This is a genomic window from Vibrio tapetis subsp. quintayensis (genome assembly GCF_030409945.1).
GTDB classification, from domain to species: Bacteria; Pseudomonadota; Gammaproteobacteria; order Enterobacterales; family Vibrionaceae; genus Vibrio; species Vibrio quintayensis.
Genome location: NZ_JAUFQV010000032.1, coordinates 194,439 through 219,670, shown reverse-complemented (window position 1 = coordinate 219,670; position 25,232 = coordinate 194,439). Strand labels below are relative to the sequence as shown.

The 25,232-nt window shown below is 45.3% G+C and carries 18 protein-coding genes; 13 read left to right on the top strand and 5 right to left on the bottom strand.

Going from position 1 to position 25,232, the window contains the following annotated elements; translation table 11 throughout:
- Window positions 1-9 precede the first annotated feature (9 nt).
- The 3 genes from uxuA to QWZ04_RS16620 all read right to left on the bottom strand — a co-directional run bounded on the left by uxuA (window position 10) and on the right by QWZ04_RS16620 (window position 3,221).
- Window positions 10-1,191 (bottom strand): mannonate dehydratase, encoded by a 1,182-nt coding sequence (gene uxuA, locus QWZ04_RS16630; protein ID WP_290329376.1) that lies wholly within the window; start codon window positions 1,189-1,191, stop codon window positions 10-12.
- Between the two features lie 145 nt (window positions 1,192-1,336).
- A complete protein-coding gene (locus tag QWZ04_RS16625) occupies window positions 1,337-2,098 on the bottom strand; it encodes an FCD domain-containing protein (RefSeq protein WP_290329492.1) in 762 nt (253 codons plus the stop codon).
- Window positions 2,099-2,237: 139 nt separating this feature from the next.
- A complete protein-coding gene (locus QWZ04_RS16620; RefSeq protein WP_290329375.1) occupies window positions 2,238-3,221 on the bottom strand; it encodes a TRAP transporter substrate-binding protein in 984 nt (327 codons plus the stop codon).
- A 288-nt stretch (window positions 3,222-3,509) separates the two neighbouring features.
- Here QWZ04_RS16620 and QWZ04_RS16615 point away from each other — a divergent pair, with 288 nt between their 5' ends.
- The 7 genes from QWZ04_RS16615 to QWZ04_RS16585 all read left to right on the top strand — a co-directional run bounded on the left by QWZ04_RS16615 (window position 3,510) and on the right by QWZ04_RS16585 (window position 10,585).
- The gene (locus QWZ04_RS16615; protein WP_290329374.1) at window positions 3,510-4,028 is read left to right on the top strand and encodes a TRAP transporter small permease; all 519 of its coding nucleotides are present in this window, start codon (window positions 3,510-3,512) and stop codon (window positions 4,026-4,028) included.
- Between the two features lie 17 nt (window positions 4,029-4,045).
- Complete coding sequence (locus tag QWZ04_RS16610; RefSeq protein WP_290329373.1) at window positions 4,046-5,353, top strand: TRAP transporter large permease; 1,308 nt, start codon at window positions 4,046-4,048, stop codon at window positions 5,351-5,353.
- Window positions 5,354-5,440: 87 nt separating this feature from the next.
- The gene (locus tag QWZ04_RS16605; RefSeq protein ID WP_290329372.1) at window positions 5,441-6,904 is read left to right on the top strand and encodes a fructuronate reductase; all 1,464 of its coding nucleotides are present in this window, start codon (window positions 5,441-5,443) and stop codon (window positions 6,902-6,904) included.
- Between the two features lie 69 nt (window positions 6,905-6,973).
- Window positions 6,974-8,392: a glucuronate isomerase gene (uxaC, locus tag QWZ04_RS16600; protein ID WP_290329371.1), complete on the top strand. Its 1,419-nt coding sequence runs from the start codon at window positions 6,974-6,976 to the stop codon at window positions 8,390-8,392.
- Window position 8,393: 1 nt separating this feature from the next.
- Window positions 8,394-9,362 (top strand): sugar kinase, encoded by a 969-nt coding sequence (locus QWZ04_RS16595; RefSeq protein WP_290329370.1) that lies wholly within the window; start codon window positions 8,394-8,396, stop codon window positions 9,360-9,362.
- Complete coding sequence (locus QWZ04_RS16590) at window positions 9,359-9,985, top strand: bifunctional 4-hydroxy-2-oxoglutarate aldolase/2-dehydro-3-deoxy-phosphogluconate aldolase (RefSeq protein ID WP_290329369.1); 627 nt, start codon at window positions 9,359-9,361, stop codon at window positions 9,983-9,985. Before QWZ04_RS16595 ends, QWZ04_RS16590 begins: the two co-directional genes overlap by 4 nt.
- 84 nt (window positions 9,986-10,069) lie before the next feature.
- Window positions 10,070-10,585, top strand: coding sequence for a YgjV family protein (locus QWZ04_RS16585; RefSeq protein WP_290329491.1), 516 nt, complete (start codon window positions 10,070-10,072; stop codon window positions 10,583-10,585).
- A gap of 73 nt (window positions 10,586-10,658) precedes the next feature.
- Here the strand turns inward: QWZ04_RS16585 and QWZ04_RS16580 are convergent, their stop codons facing one another.
- Window positions 10,659-11,054, bottom strand: a complete 396-nt coding sequence (locus QWZ04_RS16580) for a hypothetical protein (protein ID WP_290329368.1) — start codon at window positions 11,052-11,054, stop codon at window positions 10,659-10,661.
- 352 nt (window positions 11,055-11,406) lie between these two features.
- On the bottom strand, window positions 11,407-15,456 hold the full coding sequence (locus QWZ04_RS16575; protein ID WP_290329367.1) for a response regulator: 4,050 nt from the start codon (window positions 15,454-15,456) through the stop codon (window positions 11,407-11,409).
- A gap of 127 nt (window positions 15,457-15,583) precedes the next feature.
- Here QWZ04_RS16575 and QWZ04_RS16570 point away from each other — a divergent pair, with 127 nt between their 5' ends.
- From QWZ04_RS16570 to codB, 6 genes are all read left to right on the top strand, one after another.
- Window positions 15,584-16,714 carry a hybrid sensor histidine kinase/response regulator gene (locus QWZ04_RS16570; protein ID WP_290329366.1) on the top strand — a complete coding sequence of 377 codons (1,131 nt, stop codon included), beginning with the start codon at window positions 15,584-15,586 and terminating at the stop codon, window positions 16,712-16,714.
- A gap of 73 nt (window positions 16,715-16,787) precedes the next feature.
- The gene (locus QWZ04_RS16565) at window positions 16,788-17,357 is read left to right on the top strand and encodes an RNA-binding S4 domain-containing protein (RefSeq protein ID WP_290329365.1); all 570 of its coding nucleotides are present in this window, start codon (window positions 16,788-16,790) and stop codon (window positions 17,355-17,357) included.
- 280 nt (window positions 17,358-17,637) lie between these two features.
- A complete protein-coding gene (locus QWZ04_RS16560; RefSeq protein ID WP_290329364.1) occupies window positions 17,638-18,999 on the top strand; it encodes an alpha-amylase family protein in 1,362 nt (453 codons plus the stop codon).
- A gap of 295 nt (window positions 19,000-19,294) precedes the next feature.
- On the top strand, window positions 19,295-21,607 hold the full coding sequence (locus tag QWZ04_RS16555) for a methyl-accepting chemotaxis protein (protein WP_290329363.1): 2,313 nt from the start codon (window positions 19,295-19,297) through the stop codon (window positions 21,605-21,607).
- Between the two features lie 264 nt (window positions 21,608-21,871).
- Complete coding sequence (locus QWZ04_RS16550) at window positions 21,872-23,941, top strand: diguanylate cyclase (protein ID WP_290329362.1); 2,070 nt, start codon at window positions 21,872-21,874, stop codon at window positions 23,939-23,941.
- Complete coding sequence (codB, locus tag QWZ04_RS16545; protein WP_290329361.1) at window positions 23,938-25,161, top strand: cytosine permease; 1,224 nt, start codon at window positions 23,938-23,940, stop codon at window positions 25,159-25,161. The genes QWZ04_RS16550 and codB overlap by 4 nt, the downstream gene beginning before the upstream one ends.
- Window positions 25,162-25,232: the final 71 nt, after the last annotated feature.

Here is a 25,232-nt window from a genome sequence, read left to right as displayed (position 1 = left end):
GGTGTGTCGTTATGAGAAGAAGCTGCGTTTGAGCGCCATTTCGAGCCCGCGCACCTCTGCTAGGCCCTTAAGGCGACCGATAGCAGAATAACCAGGGTTGGTTTTTTTGTTTAAATCGTCCAGCATTTGGTGGCCATGATCCGGGCGCATTGGAATGAGAGCGGCACGGCCTCCTTTTTCACGGCGGTTCTCTTCTTCAAGAAGTGCCATTACCACGTTGTACATATCCACATCACCATCAAGGTGAGCGGCTTCATGGAAGCTCAGTTGGTTTTCTTCACGCTGTGTCGAACGCAAGTGGGTAAAATAGATACGCTCTCCATGTTGTTTGATCATGTTGACTAAGTCGTTGTCGCCGCGAACACCATAAGAGCCAGTACACATGGTTAAACCATTCATCATGCTCGGGACTTCATTGGTTAACCACTCTACGTCTTCGATGGTTGAAACAATACGAGGCAAACCAAGAATTGGACGCGGTGGATCGTCTGGGTGTACCGCCATCTTCAAGCCGTGTGGGTCACAAACGGTCATGATTTCCTTTAGGAAGTACGCCATATTTTCACGTAGCTTGTCTTTAGTAATGCCATTATAACGATTCAGCTGAGCTTGGAATTCTTCTAGGGTATAACCTTCTTCTGCGCCGGGTAAACCTGCGATAATATTGCTTGTTAGTTTATCAATGTCTGCTTGAGTCATTGATTTAAAGTAATCTTGTGCGCGCAGTTGTTCCTGTGCGTCATAGGTATCTTTTGCGCCAGGACGTTTCAATATGAAAAGTTCGAATGCTGTGAAAGCGTCTTGATCAAAACGTAACGCTCTTGAGCCGTCTGGCATTTGATATTCAAGATCGGTTCTTGTCCAATCCAGTACGGGCATAAAGTTATAACATACGGTATCTATGCCACATTCGGCGAGATTACGCAGTGTTTGTTTATAGTGTTCAATCCAAATTTGATAATGACCCGTTTGGGTTTTGATTTCTTCGTGCACAGGCACGCTTTCAACGACTGACCAAGTCAGCCCTTTGCTTTCTATTAATGCTTTACGAGTGAGAATTTCTTCTTTCGTCCACACCTCACCATTTGGAATATGATGTAGTGCGTTTACGACTCCGGTTGCTCCAGCCTGACGTACGTCATCTAAAGAAACCGGATCATTCGGGCCATACCAACGCCAAGTTTGTTCCATGACAATCACCTTTTTTGGGCACACTTAACCCGTCGAGTTGAATCGAATTAAGTATTAAACGACATTTACTACCGTTGAAAGAAAACGGTAAAGTTAGGTGTGGTAAGCGTTAGGCTTGATAAGCGAGCAATGAAGCCCGCTCACGTTATGCCTTTAGTAACGATACCACTGGGTTAGAGCCAAACAGGTATCCGTCAAAATCAGGATCGTCCACATTTGATAGCTCTAAGAGGCGTTGTTTGACATTTTCAAGGTGTTGCCACATAGCGTTTTTGGCAGCAATCGGGTCTTTGCGTTGCATGGCAGCTAGGATTATTGCGTGGTCATCTAACCATTCTTCGCGGTAATTCTGGCTGCTAATACGAGTGTGGAGTTTCTTCCACATCGGACTTTGCTCGCGTCGGGCCCATGATTGTTTCAACATATCTACCAATACCGAGTTTTGCGTTGCTTCTGCAATATAGAGATGAAATTGTTCATCACCTAAGCAGTTACTTTCGCCACTGGCCAGTTCTCGACGTTCTAGCTCTAGTGCCGAGCGCATTTTTGCTATATCGCCAGGGGTTACTTGAATGGCGGCAAATTCAGCGATATTACTTTCAAGTAACTGCCTTGCTTGCAGCATTTCAAATGGCCCTGCGTCATCACTGACGATGGTCTCTCGGTTGTTTGGACTTCCCGGAATATTGAGAACATAGACTCCTGAACCTTTTTTAACTTCGACCAAATTCTCAAGCTCCAGCATGATGATGGCTTCACGTACGACGGTTCTACTGACGTCGAGTCGCTCTGCGATATCGCGCTCTGGAGGTAGCCTGTCACCCACTTGGTAACGACCATCACTGAGTTCTGCTCTTAGTATCAGACCTAATTCTTGATAAGGTCTCTTAGGTTCAAATTGAATCATTATATTAGTCACTATATTCCGTCGAACACATTACGCCATCATAATAACCAATACGGATATTGGTCAACCTCTGTATGATAAAGTGAAACAACACCTTGATCTATTCTTTATTCGCCTTTGTTTCAATTAAAGCAATTGCTTACTGGACTGCTTTGATACGCTCTACCAGAGTGTTGAGTTCTGGGTTGCTTGTTTTTAGCTCTGCGTAGATGGGTTGTACCGCGGCTACGAAGGAAGCTTTATCCGGTTGAACGAATGTCACGCCCATTTTTTCAGCTTTTGCGCGTTCTTTAGTTTCTGACTCCGCCCAAAGTTTCTTCATTAACTCTGATGATTTCAGAGCCGCCGTTTTCAGCGCTTTTTTCTGATCATCCGTTAATTTTTCTAGAGATTTCGTTGAAACAACCAATACATCTGGAACCATTGTGTGCTGATCTAAGCTGAAATATTTAGACACTTCACTGTGGCGGCTCAGGCTGAACGATGGAATGTTATTTTCAGCTGCGTCAACAACACCTTGTTGTAGGGCCGTGTAAAGCTCACCGTATGCAAGAGGGGTTGGGTTACCACCGAGCGCTTTAACCATGTTGATAGCTGACGGGCTCGGTTGAACACGAATTTTCATGCCTTTTAGATCCGCCGGTGTATTGATCGGTTTTGATGTATAGAAGCTACGTGCGCCTGCATCATAGTAAGTTAGGCCAACAAAGCCACTTTTCGCAGAAGACGCCAATATCTCTTCACCAATGTCACCTTGCTGGACATCGTAGTAGTGCTGCTGATCTCGGAAAAGGTAAGGAAGATTGAATGCCGAGTAATCAGCCGCGAAAGCTTCTAGCTCTGCCGCGTTCGATTTCACCATATCCAATGCACCGTTCTGCATTAGCTCCATTGATTCACGTTGAGTACCCAACTGAGCATCAGGGTAGATACGAATTCTAACTTCACCGTCAGTGAGTTGCTTAACTTCCTTCGCCATGTAATCCATTGCTTTATGTACTGCGTGGTCACGTGGGTGGTTGTGGCTTAGCTTTAGTGTTGTTGCCGCAAATGCAGAAGCCGAAGCGCCTACTGTTAGAGCTGCACCAATTAATGTGGTTAGTACACTTTTACGCGTCATCATTATCGTATCTCCGTGAGATTGGTTATCCGTTTTTATGTAGGGGTACATTTGAGTACGGATTCATTATTGAAGATGAAAGTCTGTCAGTCAAAGACCAATTCTCAATTGGTTGACCAGAGTCACGAATTTTAGGGAATTATTGGTCAACCAATCTATGTGTGATGTGCCTCACATGACATTTGTGCGGTTTATTTATAATCTATGGGTGAATTAGGCATCTTATGCTGGCACCATTTCTCGATTTGGTTGACCACAGGCAGATGTAGTCGATGAAATCAAGGAATTAGCATGAGTAAATGGGTTCGTTATGTAAATAAAGCGCTGGCGGGGTTTACTGTCTCGCTATCTAGCTTTTTGGTTTTGTGCGTAATTTGGCAAGTGGTATCACGTTATGTAATAGGAAAACCTAGCACGGTAACGGATGAACTGGCTCGTTACTTATTTATGTGGGTGGCTTTGGTTGGTGCTGCTTATACAACGGGTGTTAAACGTCACTTGGCCATCGATTTATTAACCATGAAGCTTACTGGTAAGCGCAAATTGGTGAATGAAATTTTTATTCAAATGGCCATTACGGCGTTTGCGAGCATCGTTTTGGTGTACGGAGGAGCGAGCTTAGCCATGAAAACACTGGCGACGGGCCAAGTAACCCCAGCGTTAGGATTAGAAATGGGTTACGTCTATTTATGTTTGCCAATCAGTGGTTTATTGATGATTTTTTACTCGGTCGTCTTCGCGGCTGAGAAAGTACAAGCATTATTTGGCAACGAAAAAGTTGCTCAAGAACAATCAGAATCAATCAATTAATAGAAAGGAACACGATTATGGATTGGCAAGTCATTTTGACATTATTTGGTAGCTTCGCAGTATTACTCTGCTTAGGTATCCCTGTTTCATTTGCGATCGGGTTGTCATCATTAGCAACAATCATGATGAGTTTACCTCTTGAGCCAGCGATTGCAGTTGTTGCTCAACGAATGGCCGCTGGCCTTGATAACTTCGCACTACTCGCGATCCCTTTCTTTATTTTAGCGGGTAACATCATGAACCAAGGCGGCATCGCGGTTCGATTGATCAACTTCGCGAAGGTACTTGGTGGTCGTTTGCCAGGTTCTCTGGCTCATGTAAATGTCATGGCAAACATGCTGTTTGGTTCAATTTCGGGTTCTGCGGTAGCCTCAGCTGCGGCAGTGGGGGGCACTATGTCACCCCTACAAAAGAAAGATGGCTATGACGAAAACTTCTCCGCGGCGGTCAACATTACCTCTTGTCCTACTGGTTTATTGATTCCGCCAAGCAATACGTTAATTGTTTTTTCATTGGTATCCGGTGGTACATCCATCGCGGCGTTGTTCTTAGCTGGCTACATTCCTGGCATTTTGATGGGTTTGAGTTTGATGCTGGTTGCGGGTTTTATCGCGAAACGTCGTGGCTACCCTGTCGCTGAAAAACCGACCCTTGCAGAAGTGTGGGATACAACGGTTAAAGCGATCCCATCGCTGCTGCTGGTTACTGTCATTATGGGCGGTATCATCGGTGGTATCTTTACGGCCACGGAAGCCTCTGCGATTGCGGTCGTTTATACCTTCACCTTAGCGGTATTGGTTTATCGTGAAGTAAAACTGCGTGATTTACCGGGTATTATTTTAGAGTCCGCGGTGACGACCTCGATTGTTTTGTTGTTGGTTGGCGCTTCTATGGGCATGTCTTGGGCAATGGCAAACGCCGATGTTCCTTACATGATTGCTGATGCATTGCTGGCGGTTTCTGAGAACCCATTGATGATCTTACTTATCATCAACATTATTTTGTTGATTGTCGGTATCTTCATGGACATGACGCCTGCCATTCTTATCTTTACCCCTATTTTCTTACCGATAGCGTTGGACTTAGGCATTGATCCGGTTCACTTCGGCATCATGATGACGTTTAACTTGGCGATTGGTATTTGTACTCCGCCTGTGGGCAGTGCACTGTTCATCGGTTGTTCTGTGGCAAATATCTCGATTGATAAGGTTATTAAACCTCTATTGCCTTTCTACGCTGCGCTGATCGTAGCACTGGCTGCGGTAACGTTTATCCCTGAATTGAGCCTGTTTCTTCCAGGTTTAGTCCTTGGCTACGGCATGTGATTTTCCGCCTTTAACCGCGAACTGCCTCTCTTAACACGATGACATAATACCCCCATGGCAACGTAAGCTGTGGGGTAGGGAATTAAAATGACAACGATTGCAAGCATCACTAAACAAGATCATATTCAGTGGCCAAACTACCAACGTGACCAGTTAAAAAGTCGCATTGTTCATCTAGGGTTTGGTGCATTTCACCGCGCTCACCAAGGTTTATATACCTGTGAAACCGCTCAGAAATCAGCCAGTGACTGGGGCATTTGCGAAATTAACTTATTTGGTGGTGAAGAGCTGGTTAACCAACTTCGAGAGCAAGACCATCTGTATACGGTAGTGGAAAAAGGTGCCGATAAAAATACGGTAAAAGTCAGCGGCGCTGTGACCGAATCCTTACATCCTCAATTGGATGGTAGAGACGCAGTGCTCGGCAAAATGGCCGAAGAACAGGTCGCCATTGTTTCCATGACCATTACCGAAAAAGGCTACTGCGCGGATCCTGCAACAGGCCGTTTGGATAAAAATAATGGCCTTATCCAACGGGATTTAGAGCATCGCCACGAACCAGACTCTGCGATCGCCTACATTGTAGAAGCGCTGCGTATTCGCCGCGAGCGAGGCATTAAGCCATTTACCGTTATGTCTTGTGACAACGTACAAGAAAACGGTCACGTAGCGCGAGCTTCAGTGCTGGACTTCGCTATGTTAATTGATGAAGAACTCGCGGGTTGGATTGAAACGAACGTGACTTTCCCATGCACCATGGTTGACCGAATCGTCCCTGCTGCGACTGACGAAACTTTGAATGAGATTGCTGAATTAATGGGGGTAAGCGACCCATGTGGTATTGCTTGTGAACCATTTCGTCAGTGGGTGATTGAAGACAAGTTCGTTAATGGTCGCCCTAATTGGGATGTCGCAGGCGCCGAATTTGTTGATGACGTTGTGCCCTATGAAGAAATGAAATTGCGCATGCTTAACGGCAGCCACTCGTTCTTAGCCTATCTTGGTTACCTTGGTGGTTACCCGCACATCTCAGATACGATGACGAATACGGCCTACCGAAGTGCGGCATTTGAGATGATGATGAAGGCTCAGGCTCCAAGCTTAGATATGCCTGAAGGCACAGATCTTGAAAAATACGCTCGCTTGCTGATAGACCGTTTCACCAATCCATCACTGAAGCACCAAACGTGGCAAATTGCGATGGACGGAAGCCAAAAAATCCCACAACGCATGGGCGGTTCGCTGCGTTTTCATTTAGAAAAAGGCACCGACTATCGCTGGATTGCAATGGGCATTGCAGGGTGGATGCGTTATGTCGGAGGCGAGGATGAAAAAGGCGCTGACATTGACGTGCGTGACCCAATGGCGCAGCAGCTAAAAGAGATCCACAACCAAAACAGCTGCGATGAAGCAGTGGTAAGAGGCCTGTTAGCGGTTGAAGCGATTTTCTCTACTGACCTTATCAAGAATGACGCGTTTGTCGCTGAAGTGACAAAAGCGTATCAGTTAATTGCGAACAAAGGTGCGAGAGCTGCGGTAGCGTCGCTATAAGCCGTAACTTCTCCCCACAAAAAGTTCTTTAGTAGAGCTTAACGGCTCTGGCTATTAAGGAAGTGAACAATGAAACAGTTTATGTGTGAAGATTTTCTATTAAGCAATGAGACAGCGCGTCGCCTCTATCATGACTATGCTGCGGATATGCCTATTTTCGATTACCACTGCCATCTAAATCCACAGGAAGTGGCCGACGATCGTCAGTTCGGCAATATGGCACAAATTTGGTTAGAAGGTGATCACTATAAATGGCGCGGTATGCGTGCAGCGGGTGTGCCAGAAGCGCTCATCACAGGTAAAGAAGCCTGTGATTATGACAAGTTCATCGCCTGGGCGAATACCGTGCCTAAGACCCTTGGTAACCCTCTATATCATTGGAGCCATTTAGAATTGCGCCGCCCATTTGGCATTACAGGCAAACTGCTTGGCCCAGATACGGCGGATGAAATTTGGGGCCAGTGCAACGAAATGCTGCAAAGCTCGGAGTTTTCGGCGCGTGGCATCATGAAGCAAATGAATGTGGTGATGGCGGGCACAACCGATGACCCGATTCATAGCCTAGAACACCATAAGAAAATAGCTGAAGACTCAAGTTTTGATATTGATGTTTTGCCAAGCTGGCGCCCTGATAGAGCCTTTAAAATTGAACTGGATGGTTTTGGCGAATACATGCAACTCCTCAGTGAATCTGCGGATGTAGAGATCGTACGTTTTGCTGACGTACTTACTGCATTAGATCGTAGGTTAGACCATTTTGACGCTCACGGCTGCCGTGCAGCAGACCACGGAATTGAAGTTGTTCGCTTTGGAAAAGTACCAAGCGAAACCGAACTCGACACCATTTTAGCTCGTCGCTTGAAAGGACAGGCACTGCAAGAGAGCGAAATAGATCAGTTCAGTACTGCCGTGCAGGTGTGGCTTGGTCAGCAGTATTGCAAGCGCAATTGGGTAATGCAGTTACACATTGGCGCGCAGCGTAATAACAACTCTCGTATGTTTGGTTTACTAGGCCCAGATAGTGGTTTTGATTCAATCGGCGACCAACCTTTTGCATTGCAATTGGCGTGCTTGCTCGATGCGATTGACCAAGGTGATCAACTGCCAAAAACCATTCTGTATTGTTTGAACCCTCGTGATAATGAAATGATCGCAACCATGGTGGGCAACTTCCAAGGGGGTGGTGTCGCCGGTAAAATTCAATTTGGTTCAGGCTGGTGGTTTAACGATCAAAAAGACGGCATGCAGCGCCAACTAGAACAGCTTTCTCAGCTCGGGCTGTTGAGTCAGTTCGTCGGTATGTTAACCGATTCACGCAGTTTTTTATCTTACACACGCCATGAGTATTTCCGTCGCATTCTGTGTGACATGCTAGGACGCTGGGTAGAAAACGGCGAAGTACCAAACGACATTGGCATGCTAGGTGGATTAGTGAAAGACATTTGCAGTAATAACGCCCGAGCCTACTTTGCGAAGCCAGGAGTCTAGAATGAAAAAAATTGCGCTTATCGGTGAGTGCATGATCGAGCTAAATGGGGAACCGTTTAGCCAAATGCTGCAAACATACGGCGGAGACAGTTTGAACACCGCGGTGTATTTGTCACGGATTGCGGGTCAAAGTACTGAGGTTCATTACGTCACCGCAATGGGGATCGACCCTTTAAGCGTTGGCATGATAAAACGTTGGGACCAAGAGGGCATCAATACAGAGTTAGTGCTCACCGACAATGATCGTCAACCAGGCTTGTACTTGATTCAGCTAGATGAGCAAGGTGAGCGAACTTTCCTTTATTGGCGTCATCAATCGGCGGCGCGCTATTTACTTCGCCATCCACTGTTTGATCAAGTAGAGCAGCAAATTCTGCAAATGGATATGATTTACCTAAGCGGGATAAGTTTGGCGATTTTACCGCAGGTAGATAGAGAAATACTGGTAGAAATGTTGCAGGCAGCTTCTCAAAAAGGGGTAGAAATCGCATTTGACTCAAACTATCGCCCAGCGTTGTGGGACTCTGCGCAGCAAGCAAGGCAGTGCTACAACGAAGTGCTGTCGGTTACCGATTTGGCTCTTGTCACTAATGATGACGAACGTTTATTGTGGGGGGATAACAGCGATGAACAAACCCTCGCAAGGTTGAACTCTTCAGGCGTGAAACGAGCCGTGCTTAAGCGTGGAAAAGAGGCATGTATCTACCGTGATTTTGTTTCAAATCAACAAGAGCAGGTAGCGCCAAATAAGGTTGAAAATGTTGTTGATACCACATCAGCAGGCGACGCTTTTAACGCTGGTTTTTTGGCTGCGTGGCTAGCTCAGCAATCACCAAAGCAGTGTGCAGAACTTGGACATCAAACGGCTGGTACGGTCATACAGCATAAAGGGGCCATTATTGCGAAACAAGCCATGGTCCATATTGATGGTATCAAACCCAATATCAAGACGAAGGAATCAGTGAAATGAGCAGTACAGCAGAGCAATTGGCGGCGGTCAAAATCATTCCGGTTATTGCGCTCGATCGCGCCGAAGACATTATTCCGCTAGGGCGAGCGCTGGCGGAAAATGGGCTACCGGCCGCAGAGATTACTTTCCGTTCAGACGCGGCCGCAGAAGCCATTCGTTTACTAAGAGAAGATCAGCCAAACATGCTGATTGGTGCGGGAACGGTGCTTAATCGTGCTCAAGCAGTAGCGGCCAAAGAAGCGGGCGCGACCTTTGTGGTTTCTCCAGGCTTTAACCCAAATACCGTCAAAGCTTGCCAAGAGATTGGCATTGATATTGTGCCGGGGGTGAATAACCCATCGGCTGTTGAAGCGGCACTGGAAATGGGTTTAACAACGTTGAAGTTCTTCCCGGCAGAAGCGTCTGGTGGTATCAATATGCTTAAGGCCCTGTTGGCGCCATACGGTGATATTCAAATTATGCCAACGGGAGGTGTGAACGTAAATAACGTCCACGATTACCTTGCTATAGACCGCGTCTTTGCTTGCGGCGGTACTTGGATGGTCGACAAAACCATGATTAATGAAGGTCGCTGGGATGAGATTGGTCGTTTAGCTCGTGAAGCGGCTGACTCAGTGAAATAGGGTAAGAAATAACACCGATTGTTAAGGCATTTTTGTATTACTTGGCCTCCATTTGGGGGCCATTTTTGTGAGGTAAGCTCAATGATGGACATGAACGTGGCACAAGGAGTCGGGTTGTTCGCTTTTTTGATTGGAGCGACGGCGTTTTTGCAAAAGGATGGCCGTAAGTTTCGCCTGCATTTGATGGTGTTCCAAGTGGTCTTATGCAGTCATTTTATTTTAATGGGTGCAATGGTCGCGGCGATAAGTTGTGGTATCAGTGCGTTAAGAAGTTACGCTTCGACCAAAACCAAATCGCTGTGGGTCATGAGTAGCTTTATTGCGTTGCTGTGGTTGATGGGGGTACCGCAACTCACTCAGTATTATGAGCTATTGACACTGTTTGGCGCATCAGTTGCTACCTACGGGTTGTTTCGAACTCAAGGGGTTTCTATGAGGTTGCTTGTGTTGTTCAACTCGCTTTGTTGGCTAACCAACAACTTACTGCTTGGCTCCATCGGGGGGAGCATGATGGAGACAACGTTCATTTTGGTGAACGGGTATACCATCGCTCGGTTGGTGATTGATCAACGAACAGAGAAAAAACGGCAGGTGATATAGCAAATAAGGCCATTAGCCTAATGAGCACAAGGAACTAAATAGGCGAATAACTTACGGCGGTGATATCGATAGGCTAATGGGTGGTCGTTGCTTCAATAGCGACTAAGTCCCCGTAGTATTGACGCATATTGGGAATGAAAGCCAACTTGTCAGCCGACATCTTTTTGCCGTTAGGGAGTTCAATATGATTAACGGCCCAAATAACACAGCCATCGGCTAAATTAAGCAAACATCTTACTTGCGAGAAAAGTCCACTTTTCTCAAATGCAGAAGAAACGGGAAATGCCATACCATGCCAAGAAGCCATGACCTGGGCCTGGCTGGTAACAAGATCCAATGTTATTATTTCAGGCTCGACGTCTTTAACGATCTTCATACAAAGACGTGCTTTATCCTTGTGAGTTTCGATCCAAAGACGGTGTGGAATAGACTTATCCTCCCAGTTGAGGACGTTTGCGTATTGATTCATGTGATTATCCTTATTCAAAATTAAGTCGGATCCAGTCACAAAGTGCTCCTAAGTCACTGTATTGAAATAATGCCGACTTTTAAAATTGGTAACCAAGATGCATGCATGGAAATCATGCTTGGATGCATGGAAATCATGCTTGGATGCATGTATATCTCTTTGGTTTCGGGGGGTGTTCGATTTTTGGACTCAGTAAGGTTACAGCTTACTCAATTATTGGTCGACCAATTTAGTTGTTGTTAGAGACCTAGATCAATCAATATTGAAACCTTGTGAAGCGCTGTCACAGTTTTCTGCTCGGCCTCCTTAATGCTCGCTCTCGCTACTCCAGTTTGAGTAGCGTAAATAAAGATCACAAACTCCGTTTCACTTTATTAAGCAGGTCTGCCGCTTGATCGAATTGAAATTCATTGAGGTAACGCCCCATTTGAGACAGTAAGTCAGGCTCGGATACTCGGTATTGTTTGAGCTGCTCGATGAGTGCAATGGAGTGGGTATCTGCATCTAACAGTGCGGTATTGAGTTGCTCGACTAGCTGGTGGAAATGGGCGTCGATTTGGCGCGTTCCGTTGGTAATTGGGGGCGTTGATTTTGCCAGTTCGCCGTTTTGAAATCGTGAATGTTCGTTGCGTGGCTGATCGCCAGTAAGTGATGTTTCATGGTGAAGTAGCTGGTTTTCTGCTCTCGCTACGTAATGCCTTAGATCTTCTATTTGCGCTGTTTGTAACGGAATGCCTTGTTTAAACTCTTTCTCCCATGTGAGGATGTTCTCATAGACATAATTAACCGCTAAGGTGCCAGAAGAGCCTTTTAAGCTATGCAGCTTTCTGGCGATGAAGTCGTTGTTTTGCTCGGTAATTGCTTTGTCCATTGAGGCCAGTTCGATAGGCATTGATTTGAAGAAAGATTGCAGTGTGGTTCGGTAACTGTCGACATCGCCTAACAAGGTTTTTATGCCTTGCTCGGTATCAACGCCCTCTAATTCAAACGCCTCTAAGCTCAGTTGTGCGCTAGATGGGATGGGCGCAATACTACTCGCATGGCTCGATTTAGTCGCTTTTGTTACTCCAACTGTCAACTGTGAAATTTTGTGAATTAGGTTAGGAACATTAATGGGTTTGGCTATGTGCTCATTCATGCCCGCTTCCATGCAACGCTGAACATCTATCTGCATGGCGTTGGCAGTCATTGCTAGGATAGGCAGTTGTTGATCATTGAGGTGTTTTCGGATCTCTTTGGTGGCTGATATACCGTCCATGACGGGCATTTGCATATCCATTAGGGCGAGGTCGAATACTTGATTCTCCAGTATTTTTAATGCTTCTAATCCATGCTCTGCGATGGTAATGCTTGCCCCTTGGCTTTCTAAAATAGTGCAGGCAATCTCTTGGTTGGTTTTGTTGTCTTCCACCAACAGAATATCGAGGTTATCCAGCCGCTCTAGTTGTTGAGGTTCTAGAAGGTTATTCGCAGCATCGAGAGACCGCCACTCGTTGCCAAGGCTCGCGATTATCGCATTGAATAACGAGCATGGTGTAATGGGCTTGTTTAGGTAGGCGTCTAGCGGGTAGAGGTTGTCATCGCTGAGCTGAACGTGTGATGATTGTGAGTGGAGTAATATCACTTTCGACTCTTGTGCCAACTTATGGTGTGCAACGTGCTCGAGCGTGCTTAGCCCATCCATGTTTGGCATTTGCCAGTCCATCAAGATCAAATCAAATGCGGGTTGGTTTTTCTTCAATAGTTCTATCGCTTCTCGGCCACTTCCTGCTGTGATGACGTCAAAGCCCAGCCCGGAAAGCATACCGTTTAACACATGGCGAGCAGTTTTGTTGTCATCAACCAGCAGGGCCGATTTATTTAATGCCAGCGCGGCTGCTATTTGATACTCACTATTCACTTGGTTCTCATAAGGTATTGATAACTCGAAGTGAAACTTAGAACCGGTGCCATAATGACTTTCTACTTGGATTTCGCCTCCCATTAAAGAAACCAGTTGTTTTGAAATACTCAAACCTAGCCCTGTGCCACCAAATTTTCGAGTGGTAGAACTGTCTGCTTGAGAGAACGCTTGAAACAGGTTATTTACTTGCTCGTGGGTCATGCCAATGCCGGTGTCTACCACAGAAAAGTCGAGGTTGATGGTGTCTTGTGAACGCGTGGTTTCAATGACATTGACCACAACTTCACCTTGCTCGGTGAATTTAATGGCGTTATTGACCAAATTGATCAGAACTTGGCTGATACGAAGCGGGTCGCCAATAAGCAAGTTTGGTAGGGTGGGCGACACATTAAAAATCAGTTCAACCGTTTTGTGTTCAGTTTTTGTCGGTACTACATTGACAAGGTTGTCGAGTACTTGGTTGAGCGAAAATTGCGTTGATTCAATTTTTAGTTTGCCAGCTTCGACTTTAGAAAAGTCCAGAATGTCGTTAATGATACCCAATAGCTGGTTGCTTGCTGAGTCGATTTTTTCAATATAGTTACGTTGTTTGTTATCCAGTTCGGTATTGAGCACCATGTGTGTCATGCCCATGATGGCGTTCATAGGAGTGCGAATTTCATGGCTCATGTTCGCTAAAAAATCCCCTTTAATTTGGCTAAGGTTATCAGCTGATTCTTTGGCTTTGATTAACTCGCGTTCAAGTTGTTTGTGTTCCGTCACGTCTAGAAATGACCCCACCACACCCATGATGCTGTTGTTTTGATCGTAGAAAGGCGCTTCATATACCACAAGGTCACGTACTTGTTGCTGCCCGTTAGTGACTGTGATTTCAAATTGAATTCGCTTAGTGCCTTGCAACAATTCTAATTCGTATCGCTTCAGTTGGTACACCACGTCGTCTTTGAATATGTCTTCTATGTTTGCTCCAAGCACGTCTTGCTCTGTGACGCCTAAGAAATCACAAAATTGCTCGTTGACACCTAAGTATTCCCCTAATCGATTTCGGTAGTAGGTGGGGTTAGGAATCGAGTCTATGATGTGTTGGTTCAGTTCAAGTTGGCGAGCGACTTCTTGCTCAATTTCTTGCTGTTTCTCAGTGTTTAAACTGAGCTGAAATGCGACCGAGAACGCTTCGACTAAGTCGTTCAATACTCGATATTCGTTAGCGGATAGAGAAGAATGGGTACCAAACTGCAACACACCCAGTGGGGAATCATTTGCTAAAATTGGAATGAAATAGAGCTCAGTAAGACCGAGTTGAATATTACCCATAGAAAGGCTTAATGGTTGCCCGTCGCTCGATTTAACCGATTTGGCTTCTTTGTGTTGTAAACACAGCGTCACCAAAGACATTTGGTTTGGACTGGGGTCATGCCAGTTGCCTACCGAGTCGATGACCTCAAGTTGATCGTTGCGTAGTTGGTAAAAAGTAATGAGTGGAAAGCCAAAGTAGCTGCTCAAGAAAGACTTAGACTCGGATACCACATCGTGTGTGTGAGTTTTTCCCCTGAGTAGGTCATTAAAATTTTGCACCGTGTGGCCAAGTTTTAGTTCGGTACGCAAGTTGAGTAACAACGCATTAATGGCGCTAGAAAACTTACCCAACTCTCCGTTGATGTTTTCGTTAAGTTCAAAGTCATAGTCTTGATTCGCAACATTGGATACCACTTGATCTTGCATTTTTTCGATAGGGGAAATGTAAAAATGTCGGAGTAACCAGAATGAAAGGCTTAACAGGATGACCAAGGTACAAATACCAACGAGCATAAACCGCGACATGGTTGCTACAATGGACGAAGCGGTATCTTGTGACGCTTTAATACGATCGACGCCATTTTGGTAGGCTGTCTCTATGCTGGTCATGATTTGAGCTTTTTCAACGAGGTATTCAGAGGAATACAAGAGCAATAAGGCTTTCTGGCGGCTTTCAGTTCCTCCTGTGTTGGCTAACGCAAACGCTTGTTGCTCAATATTGACTAGGCGTTCGGAAGCGGCGAATGCGTTACTTAGGGCAGACACTTCGTTAGCTGACATGCCTGCGAGAGAGAGCCTTTCGAAGAACGTTGAACCATTGTGAGTTGGCGCATCGATGCGATTGATGGTTGCAAGGGTGTCCCAATAGTCGAAATCATGATCTTTCGGAGGGGCCGCAATGCCTTGCCTTACTGCGACCACATGATCAAATAACTGTTGCCATTTCTTATCGCCAGTGACGGCGTAAGCGCGAGCAAACTTGGTGAGGTTATTAGAGCTTTGTTGCAGTTCGCTGCCTAATAGCGTTATTTCGGATAATTGCAGTAACGAGCGCTCTTCATTTTTAAAGGAGCTTAAGGCGTGATTCACAACAAAAATGACACCGATGTTCACCAGAATCATGATGGAAAATAATAATGTAAATAGGGACTTCATCTTCATGGAGGCAATCACACTCGGCAAAAATACTACTGCCTTGAGCATAGCCAACTCCAAACATTTATTAGTCAAATAAGCGTATTAATTTTGAGAAAGATTAGAGGTTAAGATATGTATCACGTTTGCTTGTCTATACTTTTATCAACCAGTCACTTTTAGTTGCCTTTCTACTATGTATGAGCTTTTGATCATTGATGACGTGGCAGAGAACTTACGAGTACTGCAGTCTATTTTGCAACGCAAAGATTTCCGTATTCGAGCGGCGACCAGTGCTCAGGTTGCGTTAAAGCTTATTGCCAAAAAAGTGCCTGATTTGATCATCTCTGACGTTCAAATGCCCGATATTTCCGGCATAGATTTATGCCAACAATTAGCGCAAGACGACAACTACAAATCCATTCCTGTAATACTAGTGAGTGCATTCGATGATGAAGAGAGTGTAGAGCTTGCCATGGCGTCTCACTGTAAAGATTTTTTTCTTAAGCCCTATAATCCCCAAGAAGTGCTTGCTCGAATTCGAGTTCAATTAATGAGAGTAGAGCAACAAAAGCGAACGCTTCGGCAAGAGGTTAATTCTGCAGTGAACCAACTCGTAGATGGCGTGGCGAATGAAATTAGTACACCACTGGGTACGAGTATTTTGACTTCAACGCATATGAAAGAAACCATTCTTCATTTCGAGCAGCTTTACCAAAAGCAGCAAGTCACCAGCTCTAAGTTGAAAGACTTTATTTTATTTTGCCACGACAGTGTTGATTTGAATTTGAGTAACCTAAACCGTGTTGCCGACATGATGGAAATGTTCAGAGCGATCTCCGCTTCCGATCGTGAGCGCGTGTTGGAAGATGTAAATTTGATATCTGCTATTGAGAAAGTAATTGCTCACTATCATGCTAAGCTTTCACATATGGGGGTAGTGGTTAAACTGGATGGTCCGTCTGTAACGATTCACACGGACGGATATCTTTTGCAAATTGTACTGGGCAACCTCATTGGCAATTCGCTTTCCCACGCTTATATTGATGACTCCGCCATGCCAATTGAAATAAAATGGCAGCAAAAGGAAGACATCATTTCAATATGCTTTTGTGATCATGGACGTGGCGTTGAAAGCGAGCAGTTAGAACAAGTTCTGAAACCATTTTATACCACCAAACGAGGGCGAGCAGGGCATGTGGGCTTAAGTGCCACCGTGGCTGCGAATATTATTATGGGCCCACTACACGGGGAAGTTGACCTCGTTAGCGATGAGCGGGGCTTAGTGTGGCAGTTTAGTTTTCCGATGAAGTTGGATGATTTGTAATTGGAGAGTGAGTAATTCTAGTTTCACCGCCAAAGTTAGGTAGAATAGCGAAAAATTTGATTGAGTAGTTACCATGTCAGAGCAAGAAATGATGCACGATCACCCTGCAGAAGAAATTGAAGCCGAAGAATACGAAGTAGAAGCGTTGGCGGTTGAAGTATCCACTCAGCCAATCGAGCTATATAAAGTACTGAAGATTGCCAATGCAGTGAGCGGTGGTGGTGAAGCAAAGTTTGCAATTGCTGAGGGCTATGTCGCGGTTAATGGTGAACTAGAACAGCGCAAACGTTGTAAACTTTATGACGGTGATGTTGTTGAGTTTAATCAAGAGTTCTACGTGGTGATTTATCAGCCTGAGGCGGAAATGTCATTGGAGTCAACGAGCTCTGAGTACCAAGTGCTTGATGACAGTGAAAACTCGGTGTTTGATGGAGAAGATCTTCAATCGATGAGTTCAACAAATAGCGCCGCGAATAAAGGCAATAAGCGTAACGCTTCGGATGGCAAGCCGGCGAAGAAGAGTAAATCTGGTGATAAAAAAGCCAATCCGAAGAAAAAATCATCGAAAAAATCGAAAAGCAATGAGAAAAAAGAACCTATAGTCCGAGACCAAAATACTGGTCGTGGTGGTATTTCGTTCTAATTTCTAAAGATGAGGAACGCAGAATAAATTATTGATATTCTGAATGTTACGTTATTCTTTTTCTATCAAATTACATCAAATATAGGCTAGATTCTACCTAACAGTGTCGAACTAGCCTTACTTTATCTCATCTACGCCCTGTCATTCATACGTGCAATACTTCATTTAGGGGGAGTTGCTTACCTCTGGGCTATTTATAATGTAGTCAATGCTTCGTAGCGATTGAGAGCACTCGCTCACCAAACACGTTGCAACTTATCATTTGAATTGGATACAAGATATGAATTTGCACAAGTCAGACTGTCACGAAAACAGCAATGTCATTTTACATGCGTTTGATTGGGCCTACTCTCTAGTGGCCGAAAGAGCGGAAACAATCAGCCGCCTTGGTTACAAAACGGTGTTAGTTTCTCCACCAATGAAATCGTATGTCTGTGAAAGTGGTACCCAGTGGTGGCAGCGCTATCAGCCGCAAGATTATCGTGTGATCGACAACCAACTTGGTAACACCAAAGATTTTATTCACATGGTAGACACACTCAAGCAGCACGGGCTTTGGGTTTATGTGGATGTGGTATTTAACCATATGGCGAATGAGTCGGGCCTTCGTCTGGACCTGCAATACCCTAGCTCACAAGATATGCTTAATTACCAAAACAATGCCAAGCAATACGCAGAGCTCACTTTGTTTGGTGACTTATCACAGCCGTTATTCGACGAAAAAGATTTTGTTGAAGCGTTCGGAATTACAGACTGGAAAGATAAGTGGGAAGTACAAAATGGGCGTATAAGTGCCGGTGCCCATGATCCAGGGTTACCGACGTTACGCGACAGCGAGCACGTTGTGACACAGCAAAAACATTACCTGATGGCGTTGAAAGGCTTGGGAGTACGTGGTTTTAGAATTGATGCCGCGAAACACATGACTTTGGAACATCTTGCCAAAGTATGGGTGCCTGAAATCACCGACGGCATGCACATCTTTGGCGAAATTATCACTGATGGCGGCGCAACTAAGGAAGAATACGAGTTATTTTTGCAGCCTTACCTAGAGCAAACGAAGCTTGCAGCCTACGACTTTCCGCTGTTTAACACCATATTCAAAGCATTCAGTAAAACCGGCTCACTAGAGTACTTAGTTGACCCATACTCCCTTGGTCAAGCCTTGTCGAACCCGAGAGCCATTACGTTTACGACCACCCACGATATTCCCAATAACGAAGTCTTTATCGAGCATGTTATGGATGAAGATATGGAATGGTTGGCGCTGGCGTATGTCATTGGCCGCGATGGAGGGGTGCCTTTGATTTATGCTGATCTGGATACCAGCGGCATTACGAATAAAGCTGGTCAACCGCGCTGGAAAGACATGTGGTGTGATCCCAAACTGGCTCAGTTGATTACTTTCCATAAAGCCGTGCATGGTGAGCCAATGACCATAGTTGAAAGCTGCAAAAATCGCTTGGTGATTGCTCGCGGAGATAAAGGCACGGTAGTCATCAATAAAGGCCAAAAGAAAAGTCGCTTTACGTTAAATCGCCCAAGCGGAATTGAGCTCATCACATCAGAATCTATCACGAAAGATAATAATGAAATTGACGTTGTTGTGGCGAACGCTTCATTTGCATTAATCCTCCACTAGGCCTTTGCTCATATCTATCGGTTTCATATAGACTATTCGCCTGATGTTATTTTGGGCGATGGTCTAAATAAATCAGGATGGATTTTTTTTGATAAATAATACGTAATACCTTAATAACCTTGTAAAAAATATTTATTTATAAAAATACGATCGAAATCACATTACCCAATCCCGTATTTCTGTACCAGACTCTCTTTATAACAAATAAAAAACAGTCAAAAATCGCCCTCTTTATACTCGCAAGAGCTAATGAATAAAGGCCGAGTATCGAGGGTGAAATGAGTGAGGTAATGGAATGAAAATCGCGACGAAAATTATTGTAGCGTGTGCTTTATTGTGCGCATTAGGTGTGATAGTTAGCGGGGCTTTTGTCGCGTGGAGAGCCTCAAATTTGTCTCAGCAGGCATTGTACGAAAGAGCGTCTAGCCAGCTTATTTCCATACGAGAGATGAAAAAAGCAGAGATACAGCGTTATTTCTCAGCTATTGAGGACCAAATAGAAACACTCGCCGCCACTCCCTCTACCCAAGACGCTCTTAAACAGTTCTCCGCAAGTTATACTAATTACCCTCTTAATTCGGTTTCAGATTCCGATCTCGGCAAACTCGAAACGTACTATTCTAGCCAGTTTGGGCCGACTTACCGCAGCAGTAACTCAGGTTCGTCAGCCAGCGAAATATCGCGTTTTAATCGTTTAGATGGCATTGGTCGGGCGATTCAAGCTCGTTACATTGGTGTTAATCCAAATGGATTGGGGAATAAGCATAAACTCAATAGTGATCTATTGGGGAATGACTACGACCACACTCACGCTAAATACCATCCCTCTTTGCGTGAATTTCTCGAGTCTTTTGGTTATTACGATATTTTCATGGTGGATAATAATGGCAATGTTGTGTATTCCGTTTTCAAAGAGTTGGATTTTGCAACCAATTTAAAATCAGGCGCATACAGTAACAGTGGGCTTGGTAAAGCGTACCAAGGGGCGGCTCAACAATCGAAAGGGCAAGTGTCTCTAATCGATTTCGAACCTTATTACCCCTCTTATGAAGCAGCGGCATCTTTCATGTCGACGCCAGTATATCAAGGGAGTCAGCGGCTTGGTGTGCTCATTTTTCAAATGCCAATTGATGCCATTAACGCCATCATGACCAATGATCAGCGCTGGAAAGAAGCGGGTTTAGGTGAAAGTGGTGAAACGTACCTGGTGGGCCAAGATACTTTATTGCGTAGTCAGTCTCGCTTTTTACTGCAAGACAAAGCGGCTTACTTGCAGGCTTTACAAGCTGCGGGGGTAGCTAAAGCAACCATAGATCAAATAGACAGCAAAGACAGCGCAATAGGCCGTCAGGCGATTGATACGAAGGGCAGCCGAGCGGCACTAAATGGTCAGGCTGGGATAGAAGTTATTCAGGATTATCGTGGTGTGGCGGTGCTCTCAGCATTCGCGCCAGTAAAAATTGCGGGGTTAAGCTGGGGCTTGTTAAGTGAAATTGACGAATCAGAAGCCTTTGAAGATGTGGCTAGCTTGAATCAGGCGGTATTCATCAGTGTCGCGATGAGCAGTGTATTTTTGGTGGCTCTTGCGGGCTTTGCGGCCTATTTTGTTGGAGCGAGCATTGCCCGTCCAATTAAACTTGCTACAGAAAAAGTCGGGCAAATCAGCAAGAATAACGATTTAACAGAAAGGCTTGAGGTGGTTGGCAAAGACGAAATGGCCGAGCTATCCACATCATTGAATGAACTGTTCAGTAAGTTACAGCTCATCATCGGTGACTTTGCCACGGCAACCAATTTACTCAATCAAAACAGCAAGCAAATTGCCTCTAGCATGAGTGATACCCGAAATGCGGTGACAGAACAACACAGCATGTCCGATGCGGCGGCAACGGCGGTGAATGAAATGAGTGCGTCAGTTTCCGAGGTTGCGCAGTTTGCAAGTAAAGCGGCTGACTATGTCAGTGAAGCTAACCAAACCGGAGAAAAAAGCCGAACTGCTGCTCGTGAATTGGCCGGAGAAATGTCTCAACTGACCGAGCAAATGGGCAGTGCAAATCAAGCCATCGAACGGTTGTTGGTAGAAAGTAACTCGATAGGGGAAGTGCTGGATGTGATTCAATCCATTGCAGAGCAAACGAACTTGTTGGCGCTGAATGCGGCGATTGAAGCTGCGAGGGCGGGTGAACAAGGACGAGGCTTTGCGGTGGTGGCGGATGAGGTTCGCTCGTTAGCGGGCAGAACGCAATCTTCAACAGAGGAAATTAGAGAGAAAATTGAAGGGCTTCAGCGGGAAACCAAAGCGGTTGTCGAAGGAATAGGTAATGCCAACCAATCGGTAGAAAAAGGCACGGTAAGCTGTAATGTTAATTTGGAAATGCTGGGTCAGATTACTTCGATGTTGGTAGAGCTTAATGACATGAATACGCAAATTGCAACAGCAGCAACTGAACAGTCGGCGGTGACCGATGACATCAGTTCAAGTATTACAACGATTGCGGATGCATCTATGGAAGTGAACACTCAAACCAACGAAATAGATAATATTGTGCTGAACCTATCTGGGCAAGCCAGTGAGCTAAATAGCAAGGTCACTCAGTTCAAATATTAGATATGTAGATGGATGAGAATGTACTCAAGCGGTTTTCAGCGCCAGCAATTTGTTCTACCATTTAAATAGTGGAATGAATGTCACATTTTTAGGCCGTGTTATGAAAGTTATTCTTTTTGTCGCGGTCTTGTTTTTTTTTTGGTGTAGTGAAGGCAGCATTTGATTAAGCCCGTCCAAATATTGTGTTACCGATGTCTGTTCATCATAGTATTGCTCCCGTTTTTCGCTCGTGCCATTGAGCTCACTGATGACGAGCTTGCCTTTGTGAAAGCTAACCCTGTTTGGCGTGTGCATGTCGATAATGACTGGCCACCTTATAGCTATAAAGAATTTGGGCAAACGAAAGGCTACACGATAGAACTATTGCTTTTGGTCGCGCAAAAGGCGGGGGCGAGAATTGAATTTGTTGAAGGGGGCTCTTGGCGAAATTCGGGGCAACTGCTTTCTCAGGGCAGCGTTGATCTTTCTACATACCTTGAAAAAACATCACAGACTCAATCATTTGCCCAGTTTAATCACCAGCCTATTGTGACTATGGAAAGCGGTATGGTCACCGGGGAGGCTGCGTTTGATAGCGCCAGTTTTGAAATAATGGAGGGGGTTTTTGCGGCGGTTTCGGGTTCTCATGAAGCGGAAATGCTTGCGGAGTATTATCCGACAAGGCAATTGATGTTGGTCGAAGATACCTTGCACATGCTAGATGCGGTCATCAGCGGCGAAGCGGTCGCCGGTGTCGGCAATAAAATCGTCATTCAATATTTTGTCAAAAATCTTATCTCAACACGTTTGAAAGTGATCTCTCTCGAGGATAAAACCCACCTAGACGCGACATATTGGCGTTTGGCCGTGAAAAAGGACTGGCCGGAGTTAACTCGTATTATTGATAAAGCGCTCAAGGATATTTCTGAGCAACGTCTCGTTGAATTGCAACAAAAGTGGCTTGAATTCAGTGCTTCGCCCACCATTGATGTGCTGGATTTAACGGCACAAGAACGATTGTATTTAAACGATAAGCGAGTACTTCGATATTGCTCGCACCCAGATTTAATGCCCGTTGAGGGCCAAAGAAATAAAGTATCCATCGGTATTACTGGTGATTACCTAGACTATTTTAGTCAGAGTTTGGGGTTGAGCGTACAGCTAGTGGCCGCGCAGTCTTGGGCTGAAGCTCAATTTAAGTTCAAAATGGGCGAGTGTGACTTTTTATCTTTGTCGGCTTCCAGAAAGTTTCGTCTAGGCTACGCTGAATACACTAAACCTTATTTATCTTTACCTCTTGCGATTGTTATTCATCAAAAAACACCGTATGCCGCAAGCTTAGAATCGCTGGGCGGGCGTAGCATTGGCTTTACGTTTGGCAACCCGCTAGGGGAGCAGCTTAGAAAACGCTACCCTGCGATCAACTTTGTAGAGGTCACTTCCGCGACTGAAGGGCTTGAGAAGGTACGGGACAGTTATCTGTTTGGTTATGTTGGCGCGTTGCCTATTTTAACTTATCAATTGCAGCATAACTTTCCGAATTTGCTGGTGGGGACTCAACTGTCCGATACCTTTTTACTGGGGGCCGCAGCGAGAAGAGATCAGCCGTTGTTGGCGTCGATACTGAATAAAGCCATTGATAAGATGGACGTTCGATTGCACACCTCAATCATGTCAGCTTGGGCGCCGGTTAGCTATCGCCCCGTGATTGACCACCGTCTGGTGTGGGCTGTGCTAGTGGTGGCCTTGATTATTGTCAGTGCCATTGGTTATAGCTATTACATGTTGCAAAAGAAATACGTCAAGCTGAAGTCTCTGTCGACCATGGATAGGCTCACAGGTTTGTACAACCGACATACCATCGACATGGTTTTGGCGGAGCAGGTGTCACAATACCGTTTCAGTAAAAAGCCGTTTAGTATCATTTTAGGAGACGTTGATCACTTTAAGCTGTTCAATGACCGTTATGGGCATATCTTGGGAGACCATGTGCTAAAAGAGGTTGCCTTTGTGTTCAACTGCCATGCGAGTACGTTAGACCTCGTTGGCCGTTGGGGGGGAGAAGAGTTTATTATCATCTGTCCTGGAAAGACTGAGTTGCAGGCAATGGTGTTAGCGGAGTTACTCCGAAAAAAATTGGCGGCAATGGAACATCAAGATGTAGGCGTCGTTACGTGCAGTTTTGGCGTGGCAGAGTACCAGCCTACGCATTCTACCATTGATGTGATGCAGTGCGCCGACCGCTCATTATACTTCTCGAAACGTAAGGGCAGAAACGCCGTAACAAGCTTTACTGAATATGCCGAAAAAGAAACGTACAGTAAGGAAAACCATGATGATGAGCACCGCTCGTGATGCTTGACGAGAACTACAGCCTAAGGCCAGTCCCGCACTATGCTAGAAAGAAGAGTATTTCCCTCGCGTTTGTGTTGATGGGCTTGACGCTGTTTTCCGCAAGCATGGTGACTGGTGGAGAAGTCTTTAGAGGATTAGAGAATCGAGAATTTCTCTACATCGTATTAGCGGGCAATTTAGTTCTAGGTGTTTACACTTCAATTTTGGGTTACATCGGCTGTACTACGGGGCTATCTACACATCTACTCACTCATTTTTCGTTTGGCTCTAAAGGCTCTTGGCTACCCTCATTGCTGTTGGGCGGCACACAGGTGGGGTGGTTTGGTGTGGGCGTTGCGATGTTTGCTATTCCAGTGAATAGCACGATAGGCATTGATATAGAGTGGGTGATATTAGTGTCTGGATTTTTGATGGTGATCACCGCCTATTTCGGTATCAGCTCATTGATTTTTCTTTCGACCATTGCGGTGCCAGCAATTTTACTCATCGGTGGTTATTCCGTGTTTGTTGAAGCACAAAGCATTCGATGGGACAGCATCCCAGTTTCGAACGAAGCGACATTAGATTACTCGAGTGCGCTCGCTATGGTGATTGGTACGTTTATCAGCGCAGGTACGTTAACGGCCGATTTCACCCGTTTTTGCCGAGGAAAAAAGCGCGCAATTTTGATCACCATGTTGGCTTTTTTTGTTGGCAACTCTGTCATGTTTATTTTTGGTGCCATTGGGGTGATTTCTGTTGGCTATGCCGATGTGTTTGATGTGCTGCTCGCTCAGGGCTTGATGATCCCTGCAATTGTCCTGTTGGGTTTGAATATTTGGACGACGAATGACAACGCGCTGTATGTCTCTGGGCTGGCGTTTGCTAATGTGACGAGGCGTCCTAGCCAGTACATCTCGATGGCGAATGGCATCGTGGGAACTTTGTTTGCCTTGTGGATGTATAACCATTTTATTGAGTGGTTGAGTTTTCTTTCGTTGGCTATCCCACCGATTGGTGCGGTGATCATTGCCGATTACTTGCAAAATCGTCAACGCTACTACGACTACACTGAATTGGAGTTTAAGTCGGTGAATTGGGCCGGGATTTATGCGGTGGTTATCGGAATTACTGCGGGATTATTGCTGCCTGGTATTGTGCCAATCAATGCCGTCATCGGCTCGATAGTGGCTTATTTACTGCTCAATAGATGGTTGAACCCCATGACAACGCATCAGTAATATGAAAAATCCCAGTGGCTTGTACCACTGGGATTTTTTACATTGAGTGACTCTACGCCATGTAGCTATGT